The organism is Burkholderia sp. PAMC 26561 (assembly GCF_001557535.2).
Classification (GTDB): domain Bacteria; phylum Pseudomonadota; class Gammaproteobacteria; order Burkholderiales; family Burkholderiaceae; genus Caballeronia.
On the sequence record NZ_CP014306.1, the window covers coordinates 1,495,449 to 1,518,538 of the forward strand.

General features: G+C 60.5%; 23 protein-coding genes. 14 read left to right on the top strand and 9 right to left on the bottom strand.

What is annotated here, in order from left to right; translation table 11 throughout:
* The first annotated feature begins 6 nt into the window (after positions 1-6).
* The gene (locus AXG89_RS07075) at positions 7-1,347 is read left to right on the top strand and encodes a sigma-54-dependent transcriptional regulator (protein ID WP_062168820.1); all 1,341 of its coding nucleotides are present in this window, start codon (positions 7-9) and stop codon (positions 1,345-1,347) included.
* A gap of 69 nt (positions 1,348-1,416) precedes the next feature.
* Here the strand turns inward: AXG89_RS07075 and AXG89_RS07080 are convergent, their stop codons facing one another.
* Positions 1,417-1,953, bottom strand: coding sequence for a TlpA disulfide reductase family protein (locus AXG89_RS07080; RefSeq protein WP_062168821.1), 537 nt, complete (start codon positions 1,951-1,953; stop codon positions 1,417-1,419).
* Between the two features lie 172 nt (positions 1,954-2,125).
* Between AXG89_RS07080 and AXG89_RS07085 the strand changes: the two genes are divergently transcribed.
* The gene (locus AXG89_RS07085; protein ID WP_236873385.1) at positions 2,126-2,683 is read left to right on the top strand and encodes a hypothetical protein; all 558 of its coding nucleotides are present in this window, start codon (positions 2,126-2,128) and stop codon (positions 2,681-2,683) included.
* A gap of 379 nt (positions 2,684-3,062) precedes the next feature.
* Here AXG89_RS07085 and AXG89_RS07090 read toward each other — a convergent pair whose 3' ends face one another.
* Together AXG89_RS07090 and AXG89_RS07095 are read right to left on the bottom strand one after the other, a co-directional pair.
* Positions 3,063-4,640, bottom strand: coding sequence for a YifB family Mg chelatase-like AAA ATPase (locus AXG89_RS07090; protein ID WP_062168825.1), 1,578 nt, complete (start codon positions 4,638-4,640; stop codon positions 3,063-3,065).
* 115 nt (positions 4,641-4,755) lie between these two features.
* Complete coding sequence (locus AXG89_RS07095; RefSeq protein ID WP_062170386.1) at positions 4,756-5,022, bottom strand: accessory factor UbiK family protein; 267 nt, start codon at positions 5,020-5,022, stop codon at positions 4,756-4,758.
* Between the two features lie 475 nt (positions 5,023-5,497).
* On the opposite strand from AXG89_RS07095, the gene AXG89_RS07100 reads away from it, so the two are divergent.
* The 7 genes from AXG89_RS07100 to ptsP all read left to right on the top strand — a co-directional run bounded on the left by AXG89_RS07100 (position 5,498) and on the right by ptsP (position 13,101).
* Complete coding sequence (locus AXG89_RS07100; RefSeq protein ID WP_031364354.1) at positions 5,498-5,836, top strand: P-II family nitrogen regulator; 339 nt, start codon at positions 5,498-5,500, stop codon at positions 5,834-5,836.
* A 34-nt stretch (positions 5,837-5,870) separates the two neighbouring features.
* Complete coding sequence (locus AXG89_RS07105; RefSeq protein ID WP_062168827.1) at positions 5,871-7,358, top strand: ammonium transporter; 1,488 nt, start codon at positions 5,871-5,873, stop codon at positions 7,356-7,358.
* Positions 7,359-7,648: 290 nt separating this feature from the next.
* On the top strand, positions 7,649-8,938 hold the full coding sequence (gshA, locus tag AXG89_RS07110) for a glutamate--cysteine ligase (RefSeq protein ID WP_056358120.1): 1,290 nt from the start codon (positions 7,649-7,651) through the stop codon (positions 8,936-8,938).
* A gap of 148 nt (positions 8,939-9,086) precedes the next feature.
* Positions 9,087-10,046 carry a glutathione synthase gene (gene gshB, locus AXG89_RS07115; protein ID WP_062168829.1) on the top strand — a complete coding sequence of 320 codons (960 nt, stop codon included), beginning with the start codon at positions 9,087-9,089 and terminating at the stop codon, positions 10,044-10,046.
* Between the two features lie 302 nt (positions 10,047-10,348).
* Positions 10,349-10,837, top strand: a complete 489-nt coding sequence (locus AXG89_RS07120) for a PTS sugar transporter subunit IIA (protein ID WP_062168831.1) — start codon at positions 10,349-10,351, stop codon at positions 10,835-10,837.
* A gap of 50 nt (positions 10,838-10,887) precedes the next feature.
* Entirely contained in the window at positions 10,888-11,157 is a 270-nt protein-coding gene (locus AXG89_RS07125; RefSeq protein ID WP_060817338.1) for an HPr family phosphocarrier protein, read from the top strand.
* A 183-nt stretch (positions 11,158-11,340) separates the two neighbouring features.
* Entirely contained in the window at positions 11,341-13,101 is a 1,761-nt protein-coding gene (ptsP, locus tag AXG89_RS07130; RefSeq protein WP_172811903.1) for a phosphoenolpyruvate--protein phosphotransferase, read from the top strand.
* Here the strand turns inward: ptsP and AXG89_RS07135 are convergent.
* The 4 genes from AXG89_RS07135 to gpmA form a co-directional block, all read right to left on the bottom strand.
* Positions 13,089-14,315, bottom strand: coding sequence for an autotransporter strand-loop-strand O-heptosyltransferase (locus AXG89_RS07135; protein WP_062168833.1), 1,227 nt, complete (start codon positions 14,313-14,315; stop codon positions 13,089-13,091). The two genes, ptsP and AXG89_RS07135, sit on opposite strands and share 13 nt — an antisense overlap.
* Positions 14,316-14,429: 114 nt before the next feature.
* Positions 14,430-15,188, bottom strand: coding sequence for a HesA/MoeB/ThiF family protein (locus AXG89_RS07140; RefSeq protein WP_062168835.1), 759 nt, complete (start codon positions 15,186-15,188; stop codon positions 14,430-14,432).
* 146 nt (positions 15,189-15,334) lie between these two features.
* A complete protein-coding gene (locus AXG89_RS07145; protein ID WP_062168837.1) occupies positions 15,335-16,912 on the bottom strand; it encodes a S41 family peptidase in 1,578 nt (525 codons plus the stop codon).
* Between the two features lie 356 nt (positions 16,913-17,268).
* Positions 17,269-18,015 (bottom strand): 2,3-diphosphoglycerate-dependent phosphoglycerate mutase, encoded by a 747-nt coding sequence (gene gpmA / locus AXG89_RS07150; protein WP_062168839.1) that lies wholly within the window; start codon positions 18,013-18,015, stop codon positions 17,269-17,271.
* Between the two features lie 212 nt (positions 18,016-18,227).
* On the opposite strand from gpmA, the gene AXG89_RS07155 reads away from it, so the two are divergent.
* The 4 genes from AXG89_RS07155 to AXG89_RS07170 all read left to right on the top strand — a co-directional run bounded on the left by AXG89_RS07155 (position 18,228) and on the right by AXG89_RS07170 (position 20,496).
* Positions 18,228-18,653 carry a rhodanese-like domain-containing protein gene (locus tag AXG89_RS07155; protein WP_062168841.1) on the top strand — a complete coding sequence of 142 codons (426 nt, stop codon included), beginning with the start codon at positions 18,228-18,230 and terminating at the stop codon, positions 18,651-18,653.
* Positions 18,650-18,910, top strand: a complete 261-nt coding sequence (gene grxC, locus AXG89_RS07160) for a glutaredoxin 3 (RefSeq protein ID WP_056358080.1) — start codon at positions 18,650-18,652, stop codon at positions 18,908-18,910. The genes AXG89_RS07155 and grxC overlap by 4 nt, the downstream gene beginning before the upstream one ends.
* 91 nt (positions 18,911-19,001) lie before the next feature.
* Positions 19,002-19,475 carry a protein-export chaperone SecB gene (secB, locus tag AXG89_RS07165; RefSeq protein ID WP_056358077.1) on the top strand — a complete coding sequence of 158 codons (474 nt, stop codon included), beginning with the start codon at positions 19,002-19,004 and terminating at the stop codon, positions 19,473-19,475.
* 22 nt (positions 19,476-19,497) lie between these two features.
* Complete coding sequence (locus AXG89_RS07170) at positions 19,498-20,496, top strand: NAD(P)H-dependent glycerol-3-phosphate dehydrogenase (RefSeq protein ID WP_062168842.1); 999 nt, start codon at positions 19,498-19,500, stop codon at positions 20,494-20,496.
* A 12-nt stretch (positions 20,497-20,508) separates the two neighbouring features.
* Here AXG89_RS07170 and trmL read toward each other — a convergent pair whose 3' ends face one another.
* A complete protein-coding gene (gene trmL / locus AXG89_RS07175) occupies positions 20,509-20,979 on the bottom strand; it encodes a tRNA (uridine(34)/cytosine(34)/5-carboxymethylaminomethyluridine(34)-2'-O)-methyltransferase TrmL (RefSeq protein WP_061998329.1) in 471 nt (156 codons plus the stop codon).
* Positions 20,980-20,997: 18 nt separating this feature from the next.
* On the bottom strand, positions 20,998-21,813 hold the full coding sequence (locus tag AXG89_RS07180; RefSeq protein WP_082771454.1) for a ComF family protein: 816 nt from the start codon (positions 21,811-21,813) through the stop codon (positions 20,998-21,000).
* A 133-nt stretch (positions 21,814-21,946) separates the two neighbouring features.
* Between AXG89_RS07180 and AXG89_RS07185 the strand changes: the two genes are divergently transcribed.
* On the top strand, positions 21,947-22,918 hold the full coding sequence (locus AXG89_RS07185) for a methyltransferase domain-containing protein (protein WP_062168844.1): 972 nt from the start codon (positions 21,947-21,949) through the stop codon (positions 22,916-22,918).
* Positions 22,919-23,090 lie beyond the last annotated feature (172 nt).

The window sequence follows — 23,090 nt, forward strand, 5'->3', positions numbered from 1 at the left end:
GAAGCCATGACAGCAGGACTTCAAGTGATCTTCATCGAAGACGACGAACTGGTGCGGCGCGCGAGCGTGCAAAGTCTCCAGCTCGCCGGTTTCGACGTCGCCGCATTCGGCAGCGTGGAAGGCGCCGCACGCGCTATCGACGCCAGCTTTCCAGGCGTGATCGTGAGCGACATTCGTCTGCCCGGCGCAAGCGGCCTCGATCTGCTCGCGCAATGCCACGAGCGCGCGCCCGAAGTGCCGGTGATCCTCGTCACGGGCCACGGCGATATTTCGATGGCCGTCCAGGCAATGCGCGACGGCGCGTACGATTTCATCGAAAAGCCGTTTGCGTCCGAACGGCTGATCGAAGCCGTCCGTCGCGCGCTTGAACGGCGCAAGCTTGTGCTGGAAAACCGGGCGCTCAGGCGCGAACTCGCGGGACAGAGCAGCGTGGCGCCCAGGATCATCGGGCGCAGTCCCGCCATTGACCAGGTCCGCAAGCTGATCGCGAACGTGGCGCCGACCGATGCCTCCGTGCTGATCAACGGCGACACCGGCGCGGGCAAGGAACTGATCGCGCGAAGCCTGCACGATCTCTCGCCGCGTCGCGATAAACCGTTTATCGCTGTGAACTGCGGTGCGTTGCCCGAGCAGATGTTCGAATCCGAGATGTTCGGCTACGAAGCCGGCGCGTTCACCGGGGCGCAGAAAAGGCGTATCGGCAAGCTCGAACACGCGTCGGGCGGCACGCTGTTCCTGGATGAAATCGAAAGCATGCCGCTCGCGCTGCAAGTGAAACTCCTGCGCGTCCTGCAGGACGGCGTGCTGGAACGGCTCGGCTCTAACCAGCCGATTCGCGCGAACTGCCGCGTGATTGCGGCGGCCAAGGGCGACATGGAGGAACACATTGCGGCGGGGACCTTCCGGCGTGACCTGATGTATCGGCTGAACGTCGTGACGATCACGCTGCCGCCGCTCGCGGAACGCCGAGAGGATGTGGTGCCGCTCTTCGAGCATTTTCTCCTCGATGCCGCCGTGCGCTACGAGCGCGCCGCGCCGCTCCTGAGCGATCGGCAGCGTGCAGAGCTGATGCAGCGCGACTGGCCGGGGAATGTGCGGGAATTGCGTAATGCGGCTGACCGGATGGTGCTGGGGATCATCGATGAAACGGGTGTTCCTATCGACGCTGCCACGCAGTCGCTCAAGGAGCGCACGGAGCAGTTCGAGCGCGCGGTGATCGGCGAGGCGCTGGAGCAGTGCAGCGGCGTGGTGGCCGCGGCGGCTGACCGGCTGCAGTTGGGCAAGGCCACGCTCTACGAGAAGATCAAGCGGTACGGGCTTGCGGCGAAGGGTGAGGGCGAGCGCTAGGTGAGTGAAGGCAGGCCATGAACGAAAACGCCCAGCTTGGCTGGGCGTTTCTTTTGACGAAGCTCAAACTCAGGCGGCGTTCAGCGCCTTGTCGAGCAAGGCATCGAGTTCCGCAAACGTCGGTTCACCCACGTAGCGCTTCAGGATCCTGCCGTTCCTGTCCACCACGAAGGTGGTCGGCGTGAGCTGCACATTGCCGAATTGCTTGGCCGCGCTGCCGTCGTCCATTGCGACCTTGAACGGCAGGTTGCGTGTCTGCGCGTAGTTGTTCACGTACATCGGTGCGTCGTAGTTCATGGCGACGGCGACGAATTCCAGGCCGCGGCCCTTGAACCGGTTATATGTATTGATCATCTGCGGCATCTCTTTCATGCACGTTTCGCAGCTTGTTGCCCAGAAGTTGATCAGGTAGACCTTGCCCTTCAGATCGGTCGAGGTCGAAACCTTCTGGCCCGACAAAAGCGTGAACGTGGCGTCCGGCACGCGTTGCTGGCCGCCGAACGCGAAATAGCCGGTACACGCAATCACGCCCGCCACGACCGCCATGACGATATAGCGCAGCGGGCTCTTGCTGCGCGCCGATGAAACCTGTGAATTCTCTGACATGGGAGACCTCGAGCGTGCTCGATATAAGGCAATTGCGTCGGTGTGACCGGATGCTGCGCATTTTAGCCCGAATCCCGGAAAAGCGTCTCCGCTGAAAAGTCCGCTCTGGCGCGGCCAACAGCGCCGTCGGTTCGGGCAGCGGATAATTACGTTTTCTCTTTTTGCTTTGCTCATGAACCGATCTTCGCGAACCGTAGTCCTCAAATCCATGATGGTGGCTTTTAGCGCTGTAGCGCTGCTCGCCTGCACGCCGGCCTACGACTGGCGCACCATTCAGAACAACGACGACGCCTACGAAGTCACATTCCCCGCCAAACCCCGCTCGGATGCGCGGGATATAGAGATCGCCGGAAAGCCGATGCACATGAAGATGCAGACCGCCGAAGCCGGTGACGCGGTATTTGCCGTGGGAACGGTCGACTTGCCCAACGGGGACGCCGCAACGCAGCAAGCCGCGCTCGACTTTCTCCAGCAAGGTTTGGCGCGCAATGTGAACGCTGCGCCGACTGCGCACCCGGTTCAGATCGAAATTGCGGCAGGCGGCAAGCTGCCCGGCTCGGAGATCGAGGTCAACGGTACACGCGATGACGGCCAGAATCGCGAGACACGCCAGATTCGCGCTCGCTTCATCGCGAAAGGAATGCACGCTTATCAACTTGCGATCGTTTCAACCAAAGCGCCCCCGGCTGAGCAGATCGATCAGTTTTTCTCGTCGTTCAAGCTTTATTAAGTATTCGCAGGCCTTCGTCCTTCCGCATTTATCGCCATTTCATTAGTTGAATGACGCCACGACAACGTTTCACGACGAAGAATCTGGACAAGGTTTTAAGGCTAAAACTCGGATTTATCTCAGTTTTTTGAACTATCCACAGAGGTTGTGGATAACTTTGTGGAAAACATCGTCCGGTGAGCCGCAAGCGCCCGTCTGACGCGGCTTTCCTTACTTTGCCTTGATTCGTGGCATCGGAAAAAGATCAATAAAATCAACGGCCTGTGCTTCATTGCCGAAACTGGGGTTTGATCTGATGTTAAGGAAACAAAGAACGGCCCAGTGTGCATAAGTCAAGTCTTGACACGCGAATTTCTTTCTACGGCGACGCGCGGGCGGCCTATACCGCGGCGAAAGCCCGCCGATACTGGATCGCCTCAGCCAGATGCCCCGCCGTGGGTGAGTTGGCGGCAGCCAGATCCGCAATCGAGCGCGCCACTTTGAGCACGCGGTAATACGCTCGCGCCGACCATCCGAAGCGCTCACCCGCTTCGCGCAGCAAGGCTTCGCCGGCCGCGTCCGGGCGGCAGACCGCGTCGACTTCCCGGCCATCGAGTTCGCGATTTGTCTTGCCTTGGCGCTGAAGCTGGCGCTCGCGTGCATCGGCGACACGGCGCGCCACGACTGCGCTTGTCTCTCCCAGAGACCCACTCCTCGCCGATAACTCCGCCGGCGACAATGCGGGCAGCTCGATCTGGATATCGATGCGGTCGAGCAGTGGTCCTGAAAGTTTGCGCAGATAACGAGCGGCGATCTCGGGTGTGCAGCGGCATCGGCCGTTCGGATCGCCGCGCCAGCCGCACGGGCACGGATTCATGGCTGCGACCAATTGACACGCAGCCGGGAAGTCGGCCTGATGCGCGGCGCGTGAAATGGTGATCCGGCCGGCTTCCAGCGGTTCGCGCAGCGTTTCGAGCACTTTCCGGTCGAACTCCGGCAGCTCGTCGAGAAACAGCACGCCCAGGTGCGCCAAGGTGATTTCGCCGGGTTGCGGCGGGTTGCGACCGCCGACAAGCGCCACCGAACTCGATGAATGATGGGGTGCCCGGAACGGCCGCTGGCGCCACTGAGCTGGGGAGAATCCAAGCATGCTCGCGGAAAGGATCGCCGCAGAGGACAGGGCTTCTTCGTCTGTCATGGGTGGGAGAAGGCTGGGCAATCGCGCGGCGAGCATCGATTTGCCTGCGCCAGGCGGTCCGACCATCAAGAGATGATGTCCGCCGGCCGCCGCGACTTCCAGTGCACGCCGTGCGCCGGGATGGCCGATGACATCGACGAGATCGGGCAAGGGTGGGCGCCGGTCTAGCCGGGAGCCGAGCGTTGCGGCACGGACGGGCGTGAGGCGGCCGTTTTCCGAGCCGCAAAGATGTGCACACAAAGTGGGCAGATCGGGCGCACCAAATACTTCGACACCTGGCACGAGCGCGGCTTCCGATGCACTCGCGGCCGGCAGATAAATCTCAGGCATGCGCACGTCGGTGTCCCGCACGAACCCACCTTCCATTGCAACGACGCCCGCATATTGCCGCGCTGCGCCGCACGCCATCGCAAAGGCGCCGCGCATTGGCCGGATGGAACCGGTCAGCGACAACTCGCCCGCAAACTCACGATGCAACAACGCCTCGACGGGAATCTGACCGCTCGCTGCAAGGATGCCCAATGCAATAGGCAAGTCGAACCGGCCGCTTTCTTTCGGCAGATCGGCAGGGGCAAGGTTGACGGTGATCCGGCGAACGGGAAATTCGAAGCCGCAATTCTGAAGGGCGGCGCGAACGCGCTCGCGGCTTTCGCGGACTTCAAGATCAGGCAGGCCGACGATTGAAAACGAAGGTAATCCATTGGCGAGATGAACCTCGACGGTCACCTCGGGCGCGCGCCCAGGAGCGGGCGCGCGGCTGCGCACCACGGCAAGCGACATGATTTTTCCCCGCTGCCCGCGCCCCGTCGTTGCAATTGCAATCGCAAGGCGGCGGTTTATTGATTCAACATCACGGCTCGCTTAGCCGGTGACACGCTCTTTCAGCTTCTTGCCCTTAGTCCTGACTACTCGATGACGTAGCACCACCCAGCTTTGCTTCCAGTTGCGCCACACGCCGTTCGAGCTCTTCAAGCCGGGTACGTGTGCGCACGAGCACTTGCGTCTGGGTATCGAATCCTTCGCGCGTGACGAGATCCAGCTTCGAGAAGCCTTGCGAAAGCATGGCTTTCATATTCTTTTCAATGTCCTTGGCCGGCGAATTCTTGAGCAGCTCGCTCATCTTGGCCTGGAAGTCATTGAATACGTCGTTCGGTTGTTTCATGCGGTCTTTCCTCTTGCGCACCATAAAAGTGCATTCATTGTTAGCTCAGTGCCACGAAATTCTTCATGATCCAAATTGGTGCGTCATAGCGCGAAAGCTGATGGCGGCTGCGCCCAACTCGTCCCTTGACGCGGCGTTTCGTCACGCCCAGAGAATCTGAACTTCGTGCCTGACCTTGCGTGCACTCTAGCAACGATCCACGGTACGCGCCAGCACATGGAAGCACCGTTAGCCATCCGGTCTAGGGAGCGGGCCGGGACCCCGTGAAGCCCTGATGAGCATGCGTAAAGGCTTGCATGGCATACGAGTTGCATAAGTGGCCCCGGCCTTGTCCGGTCGCGCTTTTCCGGGCGATGGGCAAAGCGGCGTGGCGCATGAGACGCCGCTCGCGATGGCACGAGGCAACAAAGGACAGGCATGGGACCAGAGCAAGCGCCAACACGCCAACTCTGTTCGACACACACGCGAGGGATACATGAAGCTCATTACCGCAATCATCAAGCCGTTCAAGCTCGACGAAGCACGCGAAGCGTTGTCGGCGATCGGCGTCTCGGGCATCACCGTCACCGAGGTAAAAGGCTTCGGCCGCCAGAAGGGCCACACGGAGCTGTATCGCGGCGCCGAGTACGTGGTCGACTTTCTGCCGAAAGTGAAGATTGAAGCAGCGGTATCGGACGATATCGTCGACCAGGCGATCGAAGCGGTGGAGCGCGCAGCACGTACGGGCAAGATCGGCGACGGGAAGATCTTCGTCACCCCGATCGAACAAGTCATTCGCATTCGTACCGGTGAAACCGGCGCGGACGCTCTCTAAAAAAAACGAAACGGCGATAAGAGGAAACACAAGAATGCGCAATTTATTGATGTCCTTGTTGATGGCGGGGTCGCTGCTGGGAGTGAGCGCCGGCACCGTGATGGCGCAGGATGCATCGGCGCCCGCGGCTGCGTCGGCCATGGCGGCGCCTGCAAGCGCACCAGATTCCGCGTCTCCGGTCAGCGCCAATACGGCACTGGCTTCCGGCGCGGAAGCAGCATCGGCCGCAGCGCCGGCTTCCGGCGCATCGGACGCAGCAGCCGCACCGGCTGCCCCGACAGAACCGTTCTCTGTGGATTCGTCGAAGATCAGCTCGGGCGACACCGCCTGGATGTTGACCTCCACCGCTCTCGTCCTGTTCATGACGATCCCGGGCCTCGCACTCTTTTACGCCGGTATGGTGCGCAAGAAGAACGTGCTCGCGACCGTGATGCAGTCGTTCGCAATCTGCTGCCTGGTCACGATCATCTGGACGGTCGTCGGCTACTCGCTGGCGTTCACGCCGGGTAACTCGTTCATCGGCGGATTCTCGCGCGTGTTCCTGCACGGCATGAACTACATCAAGGGCGACAAGGCCACGACGCTGACCGTCAGCCACCTGGCCCCGACGATCCCGGAATCGGTCTACTTCGTCTATCAGATGACGTTTGCGATCATCACCCCGGCGCTGATCGCCGGTGCGTTCGCTGACCGCATGAAGTTCTCCGCGATGCTCGTCTTCATGGGCTTGTGGTCGATCATCGTCTACTCGCCGATCGCGCACATGGTGTGGGAACCGACGGGCTGGCTCGCAACGGCCGGCATCCTGGACTTCGCAGGCGGCACGGTGGTTCACATCAACGCCGGTATTGCAGGCCTTGTGTGCTGTCTGGTGCTCGGCAAGCGTGTCGGTTATGGCCGCGAAGTCATGGCGCCGCACAACCTCGTGCTTTCGCTGATTGGTGCATCGATGCTGTGGGTCGGCTGGTTCGGCTTCAACGCGGGTTCGGCAGTGGCGGCTGACGGCCGTGCCGGCTTCGCAATGCTCACGACGCAAATCGCAACGGCTTTTGCTGCATTCGGCTGGATGTTTGCCGAATGGCTGGCGAAGGGCAAGCCTTCGGTACTCGGCATCATCTCGGGCGCGGTTGCCGGCCTGGTGGCGATTACGCCGGCTTCGGGCTACGTTGGCGTGACCGGTGCGATCGTGATCGGTATTGCGGCGGGCGTGGTCTGCTTCTGGTCGGCTACGTGGCTCAAGACGAAACTCGGCTACGACGATTCGCTCGACGCGTTCGGCGTGCACGGCGTGGGCGGTATTCTCGGCGCATTGCTGACGGGTATCTTCGCGGTGAAGGACATCGGCGGCGCCGACGGCAGCATCTTGCTGCAAGCCAAGGGCGTTCTGACCACGCTGGTGTACAGCGGCGTGATGAGCTTCGTCCTGCTGAAAATCATCGACATGGTCATGGGCCTGCGTGTCACGGAAGAAGAAGAACGTGAAGGCCTGGACGTGACGCTGCATGGCGAGCACGTTGAATAAACAATGTTTCAGACCGATTGCGGCAGGGGCGCGAGAGGCCCCGGCTTCAATCGGAGTATGTGGAAAGCAATAGCAGCATAGCTCCGAGATAAGCGCAGCGATTTTGCCCGCCCGTCCTACGGCGGGCATTTTTTTGTCCCGTTTTTGTGCAGTAAGACAGATTCGGATCAGGTGAAATGCTCGCGAAAGACGGCACGAACCGTGCGAATAGGCTTGGGAAAAGGGAGTTCATACCCAAATAGATGAGGCATTTGCTCTACAATCTTTCCTCTTAAGTCCGCGAGTCATCAATGGTTCCGCATCTCGTAACGGCGTTAAACGGCCCCCTGCTCGATCTCGAGCGGAAGATACTCGACGCGACGCCGTCCATTGAACGCTGGTTCCGGCTGGAGTGGCAAGAACACACGCCGCCGTTCTACTGCTCGGTGGACTTGCGCAACGCGGGTTTCAAGCTTGCCCCGGTCGACACCAACCTGTTCCCCGGCGGTTTCAACAACCTGCCGGTCGAAGTGTTGCCGCTTGCCGTGCAGGCCGCCATGGCATCGATCGAAAAGATCTGCCCTGATGCGAAAAACCTCCTGGTGATACCGGAGCGCCATACGCGCAACGCGTTTTACCTGGAGAACGTCGCGCGGCTCGCGACCATCATGCGTCAGGCCGGATTGAATATCCGCTTCGGCACGCTCGATGAAAACATTCATGGCCCGGTGACGATCGCGCTGGCGGATGGCCAGAAGATCGTTCTCGAGCCGCTCGAGCGCACGCCGCGCCGCCTCGGCCTGAAGAATTTCGACCCGTGCTCGATCCTGCTGAACAACGATCTGTCGGGCGGCATTCCGCCGGTGCTTGAAAACCTGCACGAACAATACTTGCTGCCGCCGCTGCATGCTGGCTGGGCGGTGCGCCGGAAATCCAATCACTTTTCCTGTTACGACGACGTCGCGAAGAAGTTTTCAAAGCTCGTCGAAATCGATCCGTGGATGATCAACCCGTATTTCGCGCACGTCGAAGGCGTGGATTACGAGGCGCGCACGGGCGAGCAGGAACTGGCGGATGCCATCGACGGCGTGTTGAAGAAGATCGCGAAGAAGTATCGCGAATACGGAATCAGCGAGAAGCCGTACGTGGTGATCAAGGCCGACGCCGGCACCTACGGCAAGGGCGTGATGACCGTGCACGACGCCAGCGAAGTCGCCGCGTTGACCAAGCGCGAGCGCGTCAAGATGAACGACGCGAAGGACGGCCTGGAAGTGCACGACGTGATCGTGCAGGAAGGCGTGCATACGTTCGAGCGCGTGGAAAACGCGGTCGCCGAGCCGGTGGTCTACATGATCGACCGGTATGTGGTCGGCGGGTTTTATCGTGTGCACGATTCGCGGGATCGCGACCAGAACCTGAACGCGCCCGGCATGCATTTCGTACCGCTCGGCTTCGAGCACACCGCGCTGCCCGATGCCCACGCGAAACCCGGCGCAGCACCGCCGAACCGCTTCTACATGTATGGCGTGGTGGCGCGGCTGGGATTGCTGGCGGCATCGGTGGAACTGGAAAAGACTGATCCGGAAGCCATTCAGGTTTAAGCTTTGAATCCGGAGCACGACGGCCGCACGAGTTGCGGCCGTTTGCACGTCAGGCGCGAACGCACGCAACGTGTTAAAAATCGCGTATTGCAGACCGCTGCCGCTTCTTACCGAATAAACCAAGGCCGAACGGCCGTTCTGGACGCTTATGGACATCCTTTTTATCGCCGATCCGCTCGATCATTTCAAGATCTACAAAGACACGACCTACGCGATGATGGCCGAAGCCGCCCGCCGCGGGCACGCGCTCTACGCGTGCGAGCCGCAGCACCTGGCCTGGGTGTCGGGTAAGGTCGAAGGGTTGGTGCAACGCGTGTCCATAGTCGGCGACGTGGCGGATTCCGCGCGTTCGCCGTGGTATTCGGCCGCAACGCCGGAACTGCGCGATCTGAAGCAGTTCGATGCCGTTCTGATGCGCAAAGACCCACCGTTCGACATGGAATACGTGACGACCACCTGGCTGCTCGAATTGGCCGAGCGTACCGGTGCACGCATCTTCAACAAGCCGCAGGCAATCCGCGACCACTCCGAAAAACTCGCAATCGGCGAATGGCCGCAATTCGTCGTGCCGACGCTGGTCACCCGTGACGCCGACCGGCTGCGCGCGTTCCACGCAGAGCACGGCGACGTGATCCTGAAGCCGCTCGACGGCATGGGCGGCATGGGCGTGTTCCGCGTGAAAGCCGATGGCATGAACCTCGGCACGATCGTGGAAATGCTGAGCGACAACGGCGCGCGCAGCGTCATGGCGCAGAAGTTCATCCCGCAAATCACCGATGGCGACAAACGTATTCTGATCATCGGCGGGCAGCCGGTGCCGTATTCGCTTGCGCGGATTCCGCAAGGCAACGAAGTGCGCGGCAATCTGGCCGCCGGTGGCTTGGGACGCGCGCAACCGCTGACCGAGAACGACCGCAAGATCGCTGAAACGCTGGGGCAGACGCTGTTCAATCGCGGCCTGCTGCTGGTCGGGCTCGACGCCATCGGCGACTATCTCACCGAAGTGAACGTCACGAGCCCGACGTGCTTCCGCGAGATCATGGATCAGACCGGGTTCGATGTGGCGGGAATGTTTATCGATGCACTGGAGCGTGCTGTTGCAATTTAGAGGTGCCTGTCAAAGTGGCAGCCGGGCAGTTGAATCCGTCCGGACTGCTACAATCTGCCACTCATGAGATTCGTTTCGCGGTGCGATCCGGCCCCGAAATTGAAAGTGAGAACTTGCCGCAACGTGTTTCATATTGCGCTGCGCAAGACGTGCAAATTCCGACTAAGCTTGTAATATCCGGGCTTTTTCGACCCTTTTGCATCCGGATCGATGTTTGCGGTCGCTTTTTAATTGCGCGCATATAACAGCAAGTTCCCACGATTTCCGACGTATCTCGTCGTTTTGGGGCAGCACACTCTGATATGGCTGGCATTCTGATCATTGCTCACGCACCTTTCGCTTCGGCGCTACGTGAGTGCATTTCCCACATTTACGGCGGTTTGCCCGCGCGCATCGGCGTGATCGATGTGATGCCGGACTGCGATCCTGTAGAGGTGCGTGCGTTCGCGCGCTCCGAGATCGACCGTCTGAAGGAAGAGAACGGCGCGATCGTTCTCACCGATGTTTTCGGCGCAACGCCCGCGAACATTGCGCAGAGCCTCGCAAGCGACACGGTTCGCGTACTGGCCGGCGTCAACCTGCCCATGCTCGTGCGCGCCGTGTGTTACCGGACCACGCCACTGGAAACGATGGCCGAAAAGTCGCTCCAGGGTGGATCGAAGGGCATTCAGGAGCTGGACGCGTCGACACCTGCAAATCCTTGCGCAATGGCGAGCGCCGCTGCAGCGGCAAGTTGTGCGGTGAAATCGGCGGCAGTTGCCAGCGAACCGGAAAAAGTAGTCAGTCATTAAAATCAAGGCACCTGCACGAGTCAGCCCTTTCACCTAGCGCCCGGAGCATCATGCTGCAACAAGAAACAACGATTGTGAACAAGCTGGGTTTGCACGCGCGTGCCTCAGCAAAGCTCACACAACTGGCAGGAAGTTTTCAATGCGAGATCTGGATGAGCCGCAACGGCCGCCGGATCAACGCAAAAAGCATCATGGGAGTGATGATGCTGGCAGCGGGAATCGGCAGCACGGTGACGATCGAAACCGAGGGCGCCGACGAAGCCGAAGCCATGAAGGCCGTTCTCGCCTTGATCGCCGACAAATTTGGCGAAGGTCAGTGAGGTTGTCACTGAAGATGTTTTGAAGAGAGCCGCGTTCCAACGCGGCTTTTTTTATGCGTTGCTGCAGCGCAAACGGTGAGGGACCGCGTTCGAATTTATAATGAGGCGCGCAATCGTATGTTCGGGCATCGCCAGCCTGCAAATACGACGCAACCGCGATCCACCCTAACCAGAGAGGTGCGCGTGTCGTTCACGCTGCATGGAATCCCAGTCTCCCGCGGCATTGCCATTGGCCGTGCGTATCTGATCGCGGCCGCCGCGCTGGATGTCGACCATTACCTCGTCGAGCCGGATCGTATCGACGGTGAGATCGAACGCTTTCACGCAGCCCAGGCGCAGGTCCACGCGGAGCTCGACGCGCTGCGTGAGGACCTCGCGGCCGATGCCCCTAGCGAAATGGGCGCCTTCATCAACGTCCATTCCATGATCCTGAACGACGCCATGCTCGTTCACGAAACCATCGATCTGGTGCGGACCCGCCGATACAACGTGGAATGGGCGCTCACCGAGCAGCTCGAGATCCTGAGCCGCCATTTCGACGATATCGAGGACGAATATCTGCGCGAACGCAAGGCTGATATCCAGCAGGTCGTCGAACGCGTGTTGAAGGCGCTGGCGGGCGCTCCGTCCACGGCGACGCTCGTGGTCGATGGCGCCGCAACCAACGGTCACAACGACATGATCGTGGTCGCGCATGACATTGCGCCGGCCGACATGCTGCAGTTCAAGACGCAGGCGTTCAAGGGTTTTGTCACGGACCTGGGCGGACGCACGTCGCACACGGCGATCGTGGCGCGCAGCCTGGGCATTCCGGCATCGGTAGGTGTGCAGCAGGCGAGCGCGTTGATCCGGCAGAACGATCTAATCATCGTGGACGGCGATCACGGCATTGTGATCGTGGATCCCGCGCCGATCGTGCTCGAAGAATATTCGTATCGGCAAAGCGAGAAGGTGCTCGAACAGAGGAAGCTTCAGCGCCTCAAGTTCTCGCCCACGCAGACGCTCGACGGCACGAAGATCGACTTGTGCGCGAACATCGAGTTGCCCGACGACGCAAAGACCGCGCTCGATGCCGGCGCAATGGGCGTCGGCCTGTTCCGCAGTGAATTCCTGTTCATGAATCACAAGGACGAGCGGCCGGAGGAAGAGGAGCAATTCGAGGCCTACAAACGGGCCATCGAACTGATGAACGGCCGGCCGGTGACCATCCGGACAATCGATGTCGGCGCCGACAAGCCGCTTGAATCGATGAGCAGCGGCGACGGCTACGAGACCGCGCAAAACCCGGCGCTCGGCTTGCGCGCGATCCGCTGGAGCCTGTCCGAACCGCAGATGTTCATGACGCAACTGCGCGCCATCCTGCGTGCATCGGCGTTTGGCCGGGCGAAGATCCTGATCCCGATGCTCGCGCACGCGCAGGAGATCGACCAGACGCTCGACCTGATCCACGAAGCGAAGCGTCAGCTTGACAGCGCCGGTATCGAATACGACCGCAATGTGCAGGTCGGCGCGATGATCGAGATTCCAGCCGCGGCGATTGCGGTGCGCCTGTTCCTGAAGCGGCTCGATTTCCTGTCGATCGGGACAAACGATCTGATCCAGTACACGCTTGCCATCGATCGCGCGGATAACGCTGTAGCGCATCTTTATGATCCGCTGCACCCCGCTGTGCTGCACTTGATCGCGTTCACGTTGCGCGAAGCGAAAGCCGCAGGCGTGCCAGTTTCAGTGTGCGGCGAAATGGCCGGCGACCCGAGCGTGACGCGCCTCCTGCTCGGCATGGGGCTGACCGAATTTTCGATGCACCCCAGTCAGTTGCTGGTCGTCAAGCAGGAGATCCTGCGCGCGGATCTGAAGGCCTTGAACAAGCCCGTCGCGGACGTGCTTGCAGCGTATGAACCCGCGGAATTGCTTGCGGCCCTGGCGGTGCTTCAGAAGGCTTGAGCCAGCAGTTTCTTGTCGGCTATCAGCTTGTCCACCACGCGCATCACGAATTCAGGCGTGATGATCGACGTGCACTGGAACCGCTGCGCCTTGTCCGCGCGGCGGGGGCACCACGCGAAGTCCGTGGCTTCGAACTCGGCGGTCGTGTCGTTGAAGCAGCTATTGCAGCCATGAAAATTGATCACGCGATACGGCGTGCGAAATTCCGTCGATGGATGCGAAAATCCGCTGATCATCACAACGGGCGTGCCCGCGGCCCACGCGAGCCACGACAACCCGCTTCCCAGTCCGATAAAAAAATCCGCGTGATTCAACAGGCTCAAACGTTCCTGCAATGGCCGGTTGCCGGTGAAATCCTCGGCGCCTTCGGGCATCGTGTTCATGTATTCGGCGTTGCCGTATGACTGCTCTTTATCGATGCACAGGACGCGGTAGCCGAGTGTTTTCAAATGCGCGATCAACGTTGGCCAGCCGCGCGGGTTGTTCCAGTACTTGCATTGCGCAGTCGATTGCGTCGCGATGCAAACATAACGCTCCGTGATTAGGCGGGATTTATCGGCGATGACCACGTTCGGGCGGCGTTCCTCGCAAGGCACGCCGAGCAGGTAGGCAATCATGTCCTGCATGTTGCTCACGCGTGGGTCGGTCGGTTGATGATCGCGCTCTGAAAATGGCTTGAGCAGACCGATGTAGTACGTAGCGTAGAACGTATCCGCCTGACTGTTCAGTTCTTCGTCGGTTTCAATATGCAGACGCGGATAACCCTCGCGGAAAAGCGGCTGCAGATGCGGCCCCAGCGGCATGTGCAGTTCGCAATTGTGCTGCTCGCGAAATGCATCGATGACCGGCATCCACGCGATCGAATCGCCGAGCGCAAGCGGCGCCATGCGTAATGCCACTTTCTTGTTGGCCGCATTGAAGGTGTGGGAGAAGACGAGGCGCTGACCGTCGAACACTTCTAGCAGGAAACGCACGAAATATTTACGCCTGCTCGTGATCACGGTGTTGGCTTCCACAGCTTCGTCAAGTACGACGTTGAACGTGTCCAGGTCGATCATGCGAACGCGCCAGCCATCCACCGGCACTTGCACGCGGCATCCATAGTTGAAGTCGAAGCGGACTCCTTCGGCGCCGCTCAGTGCCGGTGGGCCCGGGCGTGCAAATTCAGTTTCATTCCGGCCGCGCTGCGTGCTTTGGCTTGCTGTCTCACTCACGTGTTGCTCCAATCGCTTTAAGGTTCAGCAGCCACGATAAGGCAGCCGAACCATCAGCTAAATTGGAGGAATCTTAAATTTGAGACAACGCATGCGGGCGACGCGCGAAAGGCACTATTTCGCCGTATGTGATCCGCAAACAGGGCAGTCCGCCTGCCTTGCAATGCGCATGGTGTTCCACTCCATGCGCAGCGAATCGAGCATCATCAGGCGTCCTTGCAATGTCGTGCCGAAGCCGCCAATCAGACGCAGCGCCTCCGCCGCCTGCATCGTGCCGATAATGCCGACCGTCGGCGAGAAGACACCCATGGTCGAGCAGGCCACTTCCTCGAACGCGTCGTCAGGCGGGAACACGCACGCGTAGCACGGCGATTGCGCGGAGCGAAAATCGAAGGTGCTGATCTGGCCGTCAAAGCGGAGCGCGGCGCCCGAGATCAGCGGCACGCCATGCGCGTAACAGGCCGCGTTGATGGCGTGGCGGGTGGCGAAGTTATCGGTGCAATCGAGTACGACAGTCGCGTGCGGGACGTTGTCGTTCAGCCATTGCGCGTCGGCGCGCGTGGCGACCGCGTTCACCTTGACATCGGGGTTGAGCGCGGCGAGCGTCTTGCGCGCCGAGTCCACCTTGGGTTCACCCACGGATGCCGTGGCGTGGACGATCTGGCGCTGGAGATTGGTGAGATCGACGGTATCGGCATCGACCAGCGTCACCTCGCCGATACCCGCCGCCGCCAGGTACATCGCCGCCGGGGCGCCAAGGCCGCCTGCGCCAATGATCATCACGTGCGCATCCAGAAAGCGTTGTTGCGCTTCGATGCCGATTTCATCGACGAGAATATGGCGGGAGTAGCGGAGAAGCTGATCGTCGTTCATCGGGCGCTCGAGTGGGCAATGACCGGCGCGGCGGTCAGGAAGCGCCTATTTTAAGCGCGAGGCTCGCAAACGCAGTAAACCCCGGCAAGGCAGAAACGAAAACGCCGCCCACATGGGGCGGCGTTTGATCTGGCTGGCCGAAAATCTTACTGCGTAGCCGATGCCGGCACGGGCGCCGAAGCAGGCGCCGCAGCGTCCGATCCAGGCGTTGCCGGCAAGGCCGGCTGCACCGCGATCGGAGCGGATGCCGATGGCGTCGGCTTGTCCTGCGCAAGCTTGCGCTCGGAGTACGACTTCGACTCCTGAACCGGTTTGCCTTCAAGCTTGTTCAGGCCTTGGGCAAGCATGAAGTCGTCCGCACTGCCGAACTCGACAGGCTTTCTCTCACGATCCTTCCGGCGCTGCTCAGGCGTCTTCTTGTCGTTCTGCTCTTCAAGAATCCGCAGTTGCTCGAGCCGGTCTGCTTCGCGGGCTTCCTGTTCCTTCTTCTCGTTCGGGTCCTGCGTGTTCGCCAAGTGGTTCGAATAATCCACTTCCCGCGTCACGAGTGCGTCGTCCGGATCGCCTTCCGCGTATTGATCGACCGGAACGTCAGGACGGATGCCCTTGTTCTGAATCGACTTGCCGCTCGGCGTGTAGTAGTACGCGGTAGTCAGGCGCAGCGCGGTGTCCGCGGTCATCGGCCGGACGGTCTGCACCGAACCCTTGCCGAACGTGGTCTTGCCGACGATCAACGCACGATGATGATCCTGCAGCGCACCCGCCACGATCTCCGAGGCCGACGCCGAATACGCGTTGGTCAGCACGACCATGGGCACCTTCTTGAAGATTTCCGGCAGGTTCTTCAGCGGATCGGAGTCGAATGACGGCAAGCGATAGTTGTCGTACGTATCGCGGAAAGTCTGCTTCGCGTCCGCAATCTGGCCGTTGGTGGACACCACCACCGCATTGTCCGGCAGGAACGCGCCGGCCACGCCGACGGCGCTTTGCAGCAGGCCGCCGCCGTTGTTGCGGAGGTCGAGCACGAGACCCTTCAGGTCGGGCTGCTGACGCGCGAGATCCTGCAGCTTCGCGGCGAGATCAGGCACCGTGCGCTCCTGGAAGCTCGTGATGCGGATGTAGCCATAACCGGGCGCCGGGATCTTCATCTTCACGCTTTGCACGCGAATGAGCGCGCGCGTGACCGTGATCGGGAACGTCCGGTCGTCGGTCTTGCGGAAAATGGTCAGCGTAACCTTGGTACCCGGATCGCCGCGCATTTGCTTGACGGCGTTGTCGAGCGTCATGCCGCGCACCGGCTTGTCGTTGATACGCGTGATCAGGTCGCCGGGACGAATGCCGGCGCGAAACGCCGGCGTGTCTTCGATAGGCGAAATCACCTTGATCAGTCCGTCTTCCGACGAGATCTCGATACCGAGCCCGGCGAACCGGCCCTTGGTCTGTTCCTGCAACTCTTCGTAGTCGGTCTTGTCGAGATACGACGAGTGCGGGTCGAGGCTCGACACCATGCCTTTGATGGCGGCGGTGAGGAGTTTTTTATCGTCGACCGGTTCGACGTATTCATGCTTGATTTGCCCGAAGACTTCGGCAAACAACCGCAGTTGATCTAGCGGGAGAGGCGCGGTAGCGGCTTGCTGGGCAGATGCGGAGAGTTGCAGCGTGGCAAATGCGCCGGTAGCAAGGCCCGCGGCGATCAGGCCGATGTTTTTCAGGTTCTTTCGCATAGAGTCTGTTGCGGTCGGAAGCGGATTAGGCTGCGTCGTGGTTGACTGGGCAGTATAACTGCAAGCCCCGGACCACGACTTAAACGCAGCTTAAACGGCGTCCGCCGGCATGGTGGGTAAATTCTTTTCGAAGCCGCGGTTTATTAAAGCGGTAATCCCTGCGCAAATGTCGGGCCCGGCTTATGGGACTTCAGCAAAAAGACCTGATGAAGATTTATGGAGGCCAGTATGAATCGTCTCAACCAGAGATGTCGAATGGGCCTTGGCAAGTATCCAAACAGCTTCGCAGACGATTCGAGCGTGGTTGATCTCGCATCGTCTGCCGGTCAGGCTTGGGATTTGGGCGGAAAGCCCGCTTATCCTGCCTTCCCCTGCTTTGCGACTGCAGCCTGCGCCTTCGCTATGGCATCGGGGTCGCCGAGATAATAGTGCTTGATCGGTTTCAGGTTTTCGTCGAGTTCATAAACGAGCGGCACGCCATTCGGGATATTCAATCCGACGATATCGTCGTCTGAAATCCCATCCAGATATTTGATCAGCGCACGCATGGAGTTTCCATGTGCTGCGATCAGCACGCGTCTTCCCGACTTGACGGCCGGTCCGATGGACTCGTTCCACATGGGCAGCACGCGTGCGACCGTGTCCTTCAGGCACTCGGTCAGCGGCAGCTCTTCGCGCGGCACTTTCGCATAGCGCGGATCGTTGAACGACGTGCGTTCGTCCGACGGATCGAGAGCCGGCGGCGGCGTATCGTAGCTTCTGCGCCAGACCAGCACTTGCTCGTCGCCGTATTGCTTCGCTGTCTCAGCCTTGTTCAATCCCGCGAGCGCACCGTAGTGCCGCTCGTTCAGCCGCCACGAATGCACGACGGGCAGATACATCTCGTCCATTTGATCCTGCACGTGCCAGAGCGTGCGGATTGCGCGCTTGAGCACCGAGGTGTACGCAATGTCGAAACTGAAACCCGCTTCTTTCAACAGCACGCCGGCTTGCTGCGCTTCGCGGACGCCTTGTTCCGTCAGGTCGACGTCGACCCAGCCTGTGAATCGGTTTTCCTTGTTCCACGTGGATTCGCCGTGGCGGATGAGCACTAGCTTGTACATGATGTCCGTTTAGAGGTCGGTTAGTTGGGAAGCCTGTTAAGAAGCAGCAAGAAGCGGAAAACTGGCATCGATTTTGTGCGGCAACGCGCTTCGGCGCAACTCAGCCGATCGGCCGATGCCTTTACGGAGAACGGTTATTTTATAATGGCTGGATTGTCCTGATTTTTTTACGGCTTTTCTTTTCTCCACACTCCCAATCCGGCGGTCCCGAAGTGAAGTTTTTCACCGATTACACCAACCTTGTACTTATCGCCGTCCTCCTCATTTCGGGCGGGTTGCTGCTGTGGCCAACGCTTATGCGGCGCGGCCGCGGCGCTGTTTCACCGGCCGACGCGGTCCTTTTGATCAACCGGCGCAACGCCTCGATCATCGACCTGCGGCCGGTCTCCGAGTACTCGCAAGGGCACATTCCGGCCGCGAAAAACTTTGGTTTGGCGGAGCTCCAAGCAAAAGTTGGCCAAATCGCCAAGAATAAGAGCAATCCGGTCTTGCTCGTTTGCCAGACCGGGCAACAGTCCCAGAAGGCGAGCCAGATTGTGAGCGATGCAGGCTACGCCGAGGTCCATGTATTGCAAGGCGGACTGGATGCCTGGCAAAAAGCTGGCATGCCGGTCGTGAAACAAGGAGCCCTAAAGTGAACAAAGTAATCATGTACAGCACGCAAGTGTGCCCGTATTGCCAGATGGCCGAACGTCTACTAAAGTCGCGCGGCGTGGAAAATGTCGAGAAGGTGCTGATCGACCGTGATCCTGCAAAACGTGAAGAAATGATGACGCGTACGGGCCGACGGACGGTGCCGCAGGTGTTTATCGGCGAAACGCATGTCGGCGGGTACGACGATCTGTCAGCGCTCGACCGCAAAGGCGGCCTGATGCCGCTGCTCGAAGCGGCCTGAACGCATTGCCGGCAGCAAAGCAGCCCGTGGCATTGATCCGGAAAAACCGGAAACGCCGCGGGCTGCACTTTAAATAATCAAGGGAATCAACATGTCTGACGACAACAACCAACCGTTCTTCAACATTCAGCGCATCTACTTGAAGGATATGTCGCTCGAGCAGCCCAATTCGCCGGGAATTTTCCTCGAGCAGGACATGCCGTCGGTGGAAGTGGAAGTGGACGTGAAGGCCGAGCGCCTGGCAGAAAGCGTGTTCGAAGTGCTGGTGACGGGCACCGTGACCGCGAAGGTGTCGGACAAGGTCGCGTTCCTGATCGAAGCGAAGCAAGCCGGCATTTTCGATATCCGCAACATCCCGGCTGACCAGATCGATCCGCTCGTCGGTATTGCTTGCCCGACCATCCTGTTTCCGTACCTGCGCTCGAACATTGCTGACGCTATCACGCGCGCCGGTTTCCCGCCGATCCACCTCGCGGAAATCAACTTCCAGGCGCTGTACGAACAACGCATCTCGCAATTGTCGGCCGCCCAGGAAGGCGTGGCCAACGGCGCGACGCTGAACTAAAACCGATATTCCGGAGCCGGGCATGCAAGTAGCCGTTCTCGGCGCCGGTGCGTGGGGCACCGCGCTGGCTGGCCATCTGGCCACTCGCCACGACACGGTCCTCTGGGCGCGCGATCGCGCGCTCATCGAATCCCTGTCCGCTTCTCATGAAAACGAGCGCTATTTGCGCGGCGTGACGCTGCCTGAAACGCTTGTGTACGAAGCGGATCTTTCCTCCGCGTTGAGTCACGGTGCGGCCGGTGATGCACTTTGCGTAGTCGCCGCGCCTGTAGCGGGCTTGCGCGCGTTATGCCGGACGATGCGCGAGTCGGGGATCGTCCCGGCGCATATCGTGTGGCTGTGCAAAGGGTTTGAAGCCGATACGCAATGTTTGCCAAATGAGGTCGTCGCGGCCGAACTGCCGCAGCACGCGAGCAACGGCACGCTTTCCGGGCCGAGCTTCGCCCGCGAAGTCGGGCAGGGCTTGCCGGTCGCGCTGACGGTCGCGAGCGCATCGGTCACGCTGGGCGAGCGTACCGTCGCGGCCTTCCACCATGGCGCGATGCGTATCTATACCGGTGACGACGTGATCGGCGTCGAGGTAGGCGGTGCGGTGAAGAACGTGCTGGCGATCGCAACGGGTATCGCCGATGGACTCGGGCTGGGCCTGAACGCGCGCGCCGCGCTGGTCACGCGCGGCTTGGCCGAGATGGCGCGACTGGGCGTGGCGTTGGGCGGCCGCGCGGAGACGTTCAACGGCCTGACCGGACTCGGCGATCTGATCCTGACGGCGACCGGGGATTTATCGCGGAATCGCACGGTAGGCATGCAGCTCGCGACCGGCCGATCCCTGACCGATATCCTCGCCGCGCTCGGCCACGTGGCCGAGGGCGTGCGCTGTGCGCGGGCGGTGCTGGCGCTGGCTGAATCTCATGGCATCGATATGCCGATCACCCATGCCGTTTGCCGCGTCTTGTTCGATAACGTCGCGCCGCGCGATGCCGTCCACGCATTGCTGAGCCGCGACGCAAAGGCTGAATAACGGCGCTTCGCTTTATTCGCCACCCTCGAAGCCTGTCTGACGCCACGCCTCGAACGTCACGATCGCAACCGTATTCGACAGATTCAAACTCCTGTTTCCCGGGCGCATTGGCAAGCGGACGCGCCGTTCGGTCGTGAATTGTCCAAGCACCGCGTCCGACAAGCCACGCGTTTCCGCGCCGAACACAAACCAGTCGCCTTCCTGGAACGCGTGCCCGAAAAACGGCGTGGCGCCGCGTGTGGTGAACGCGAACATGCGCGTCACGTCGGGTGTTTCCTTCTCGATAAAAGCGTCCCAGTTCGCATGGACGTGCATCTGTGCGTACTCGTGGTAATCGAGTCCGGCGCGGCGCATCTTGGCGTCATCGAGAGGAAATCCTAACGGCTCGATCAAATGAAGCCGTGCGCCCGTGTTGGCGCACAGCCGAATGACATTGCCGGTATTCGGGGGAATTTCGGGTTCGACCAGAACTACGTTGAACATAAGCGATGACTCAAAAGATTAGTCTTGCGGTGTGCGCAGCGCGACAAAGTTGGTGACACGCCGCGCGCCCGCGGTTTTCAGAGTACGGGCCAGCGCGTCGAGCGTGGCGCCGGAAGTCATGACGTCATCGACTATACCGACGTGTTTGCCGCGGACGTCGCGCAGCACTCTGAAGGCATCGCCGACATTGTGGCGGCGCGTATCGAGATCGAGCTTCGCTTGCGGCGCGGTATTGCGGGTACGCTCGATCAGCGTTGCATCTGCATGCGCACCCAGCCGGCGTGCCAACGGCTTGCCGATGGACCATGCCTGGTTGTAGCCGCGTGTCCTGAGACGCTTCCTGGACAAAGGCACCGGCGCAACGATATCCGGCGCGGCTACATTGGAATCTTCGAACGTGGCTTGCAACTGGCGCGCGAATTCATCGGCGCCCGCTAGCCGCGCCTGAAACTTCAGCTCGAGCGCGAGTGTATCGAGTGGCGCGCGATAATCGGCGAGCGCGATGGTCGCATCGAAATGCGGCGGCTCGGTGATGCAAAGCTTGCAGCGTGACTGAGCGCGGGAGCGGTCTTCGCCGGGGCCGGCAAATACCGACATGGGCAATGCACAAATGAAGCAGCGCGTGCGTGCCTGGTTCCAATACTGCTCATCACAGCCGGCACACAACACTCGATGTGACAAATTGCCACACAATGCGCACTGACTCGGCAAAGCGATGTCGTGCAACCGCACAAACAAACGCGCGGCATCGATAAAGCCTTTTTGCAACAAGCCCAAACCTGCACTTGAAGCGAGGACTGAACGGCGCAGGATGAAGAGAAATTGTCGATCCATCAGTCCGATCCAAAGACGCGGAAACATTCCGAAATACTGGCTATAACGCCAGCGAACCGTTGTGGCGTCTGGTTTTGCTGAACGTTTTAACAATCGACCGAGTATACTTCGCACTCTTAGAAAACAGGTTGTCATGTCCTCAACTTCCGCCAACGCTGGCCGTCCGGCCTACGATTCGCGCCGTATCAGGCGGATTTTCGATCGCCGCGCCGCGAGTTTTGATGACGTCGCATTCCTGCCGCGCGAAATCGCGGTGCGCATGCGCGAGCGGCTCGAGTACATCAAGGTCGCGCCCGTGCGCGTGCTCGATGCCGGCTGTGGCATGGGGGCCGATCTGCCGGGGCTGCGCGAGCGGTTTGCGGATGCATCGGTGATCGGGCTTGATCTGTCGACTGGAATGCTGGACCGGGCGAATAAGGCCGAAACGGCGGAATCGGAAGCCAACGCCGGCTGGCGGCGTTTCCTGCCCGCCACGCTGGGCAAGGCTTTTGGCGCACGGGGTCCGCAACTGGCGCAGGGCGACTTCGCCGAGCTTCCGTTTTCCGCCGGTGCGTTCGAGATGCTGTGGTCGAACCTCGCGCTGCAATGGCACGCGCGGCCCGACCTCGTGTTCCCTGAATGGGCGCGCGTGCTCAAGGTGAACGGCCTGTTGATGTTCAGCACGCTCGGACCCGACACGCTGAAGGAGTTGAGCGGCGCTTACAAGCAGGCGGAGAAGTCCTTGGGATTGACGCCGCGGCGCCACACCATCGAATTCGTCGATATGCATGACCTGGGTGACATGCTTGTCGAAAGCGGTTTTGAGATTCCAGTGATGGATCAGGAAGTGCTGGCAATCACCTACAAATCGCCGGAATCGTTGTTGAAGGATGTGCGTGGCTGGGGTGCTTTCCCCGTCGGGACGGGCGCGCAGCAGCACGGACGCGCGTTGCGCGACGCGCTGCACGCAGCGCTGGAATCACGCCGTCGCGAAGATGGGACGATCCCGCTGACCTTCGAGGTGATTTACGGCCACGCCTGGAAGGCCGTGCCGCGAATGACGGCGGAAGGGCATGGAATCATCAGGCTGGAAGATATAGGACGCGGCCCGAAACGAAGCAAGTGAACAGTGCGGATTGCAGCAGAAGGGCTGGCAAGACGCACTCATGCCGAATTTAATGCACCCTTGACCGCCTCCTGGATACGCGCGTCGACAAGCATCCAAAAGGATGCGGCAAAAGGGCGCAGAGGCTTGTGCGGCTTGGCTTTGCGGCGGGCGCCACCTTGCTTGTGGATGC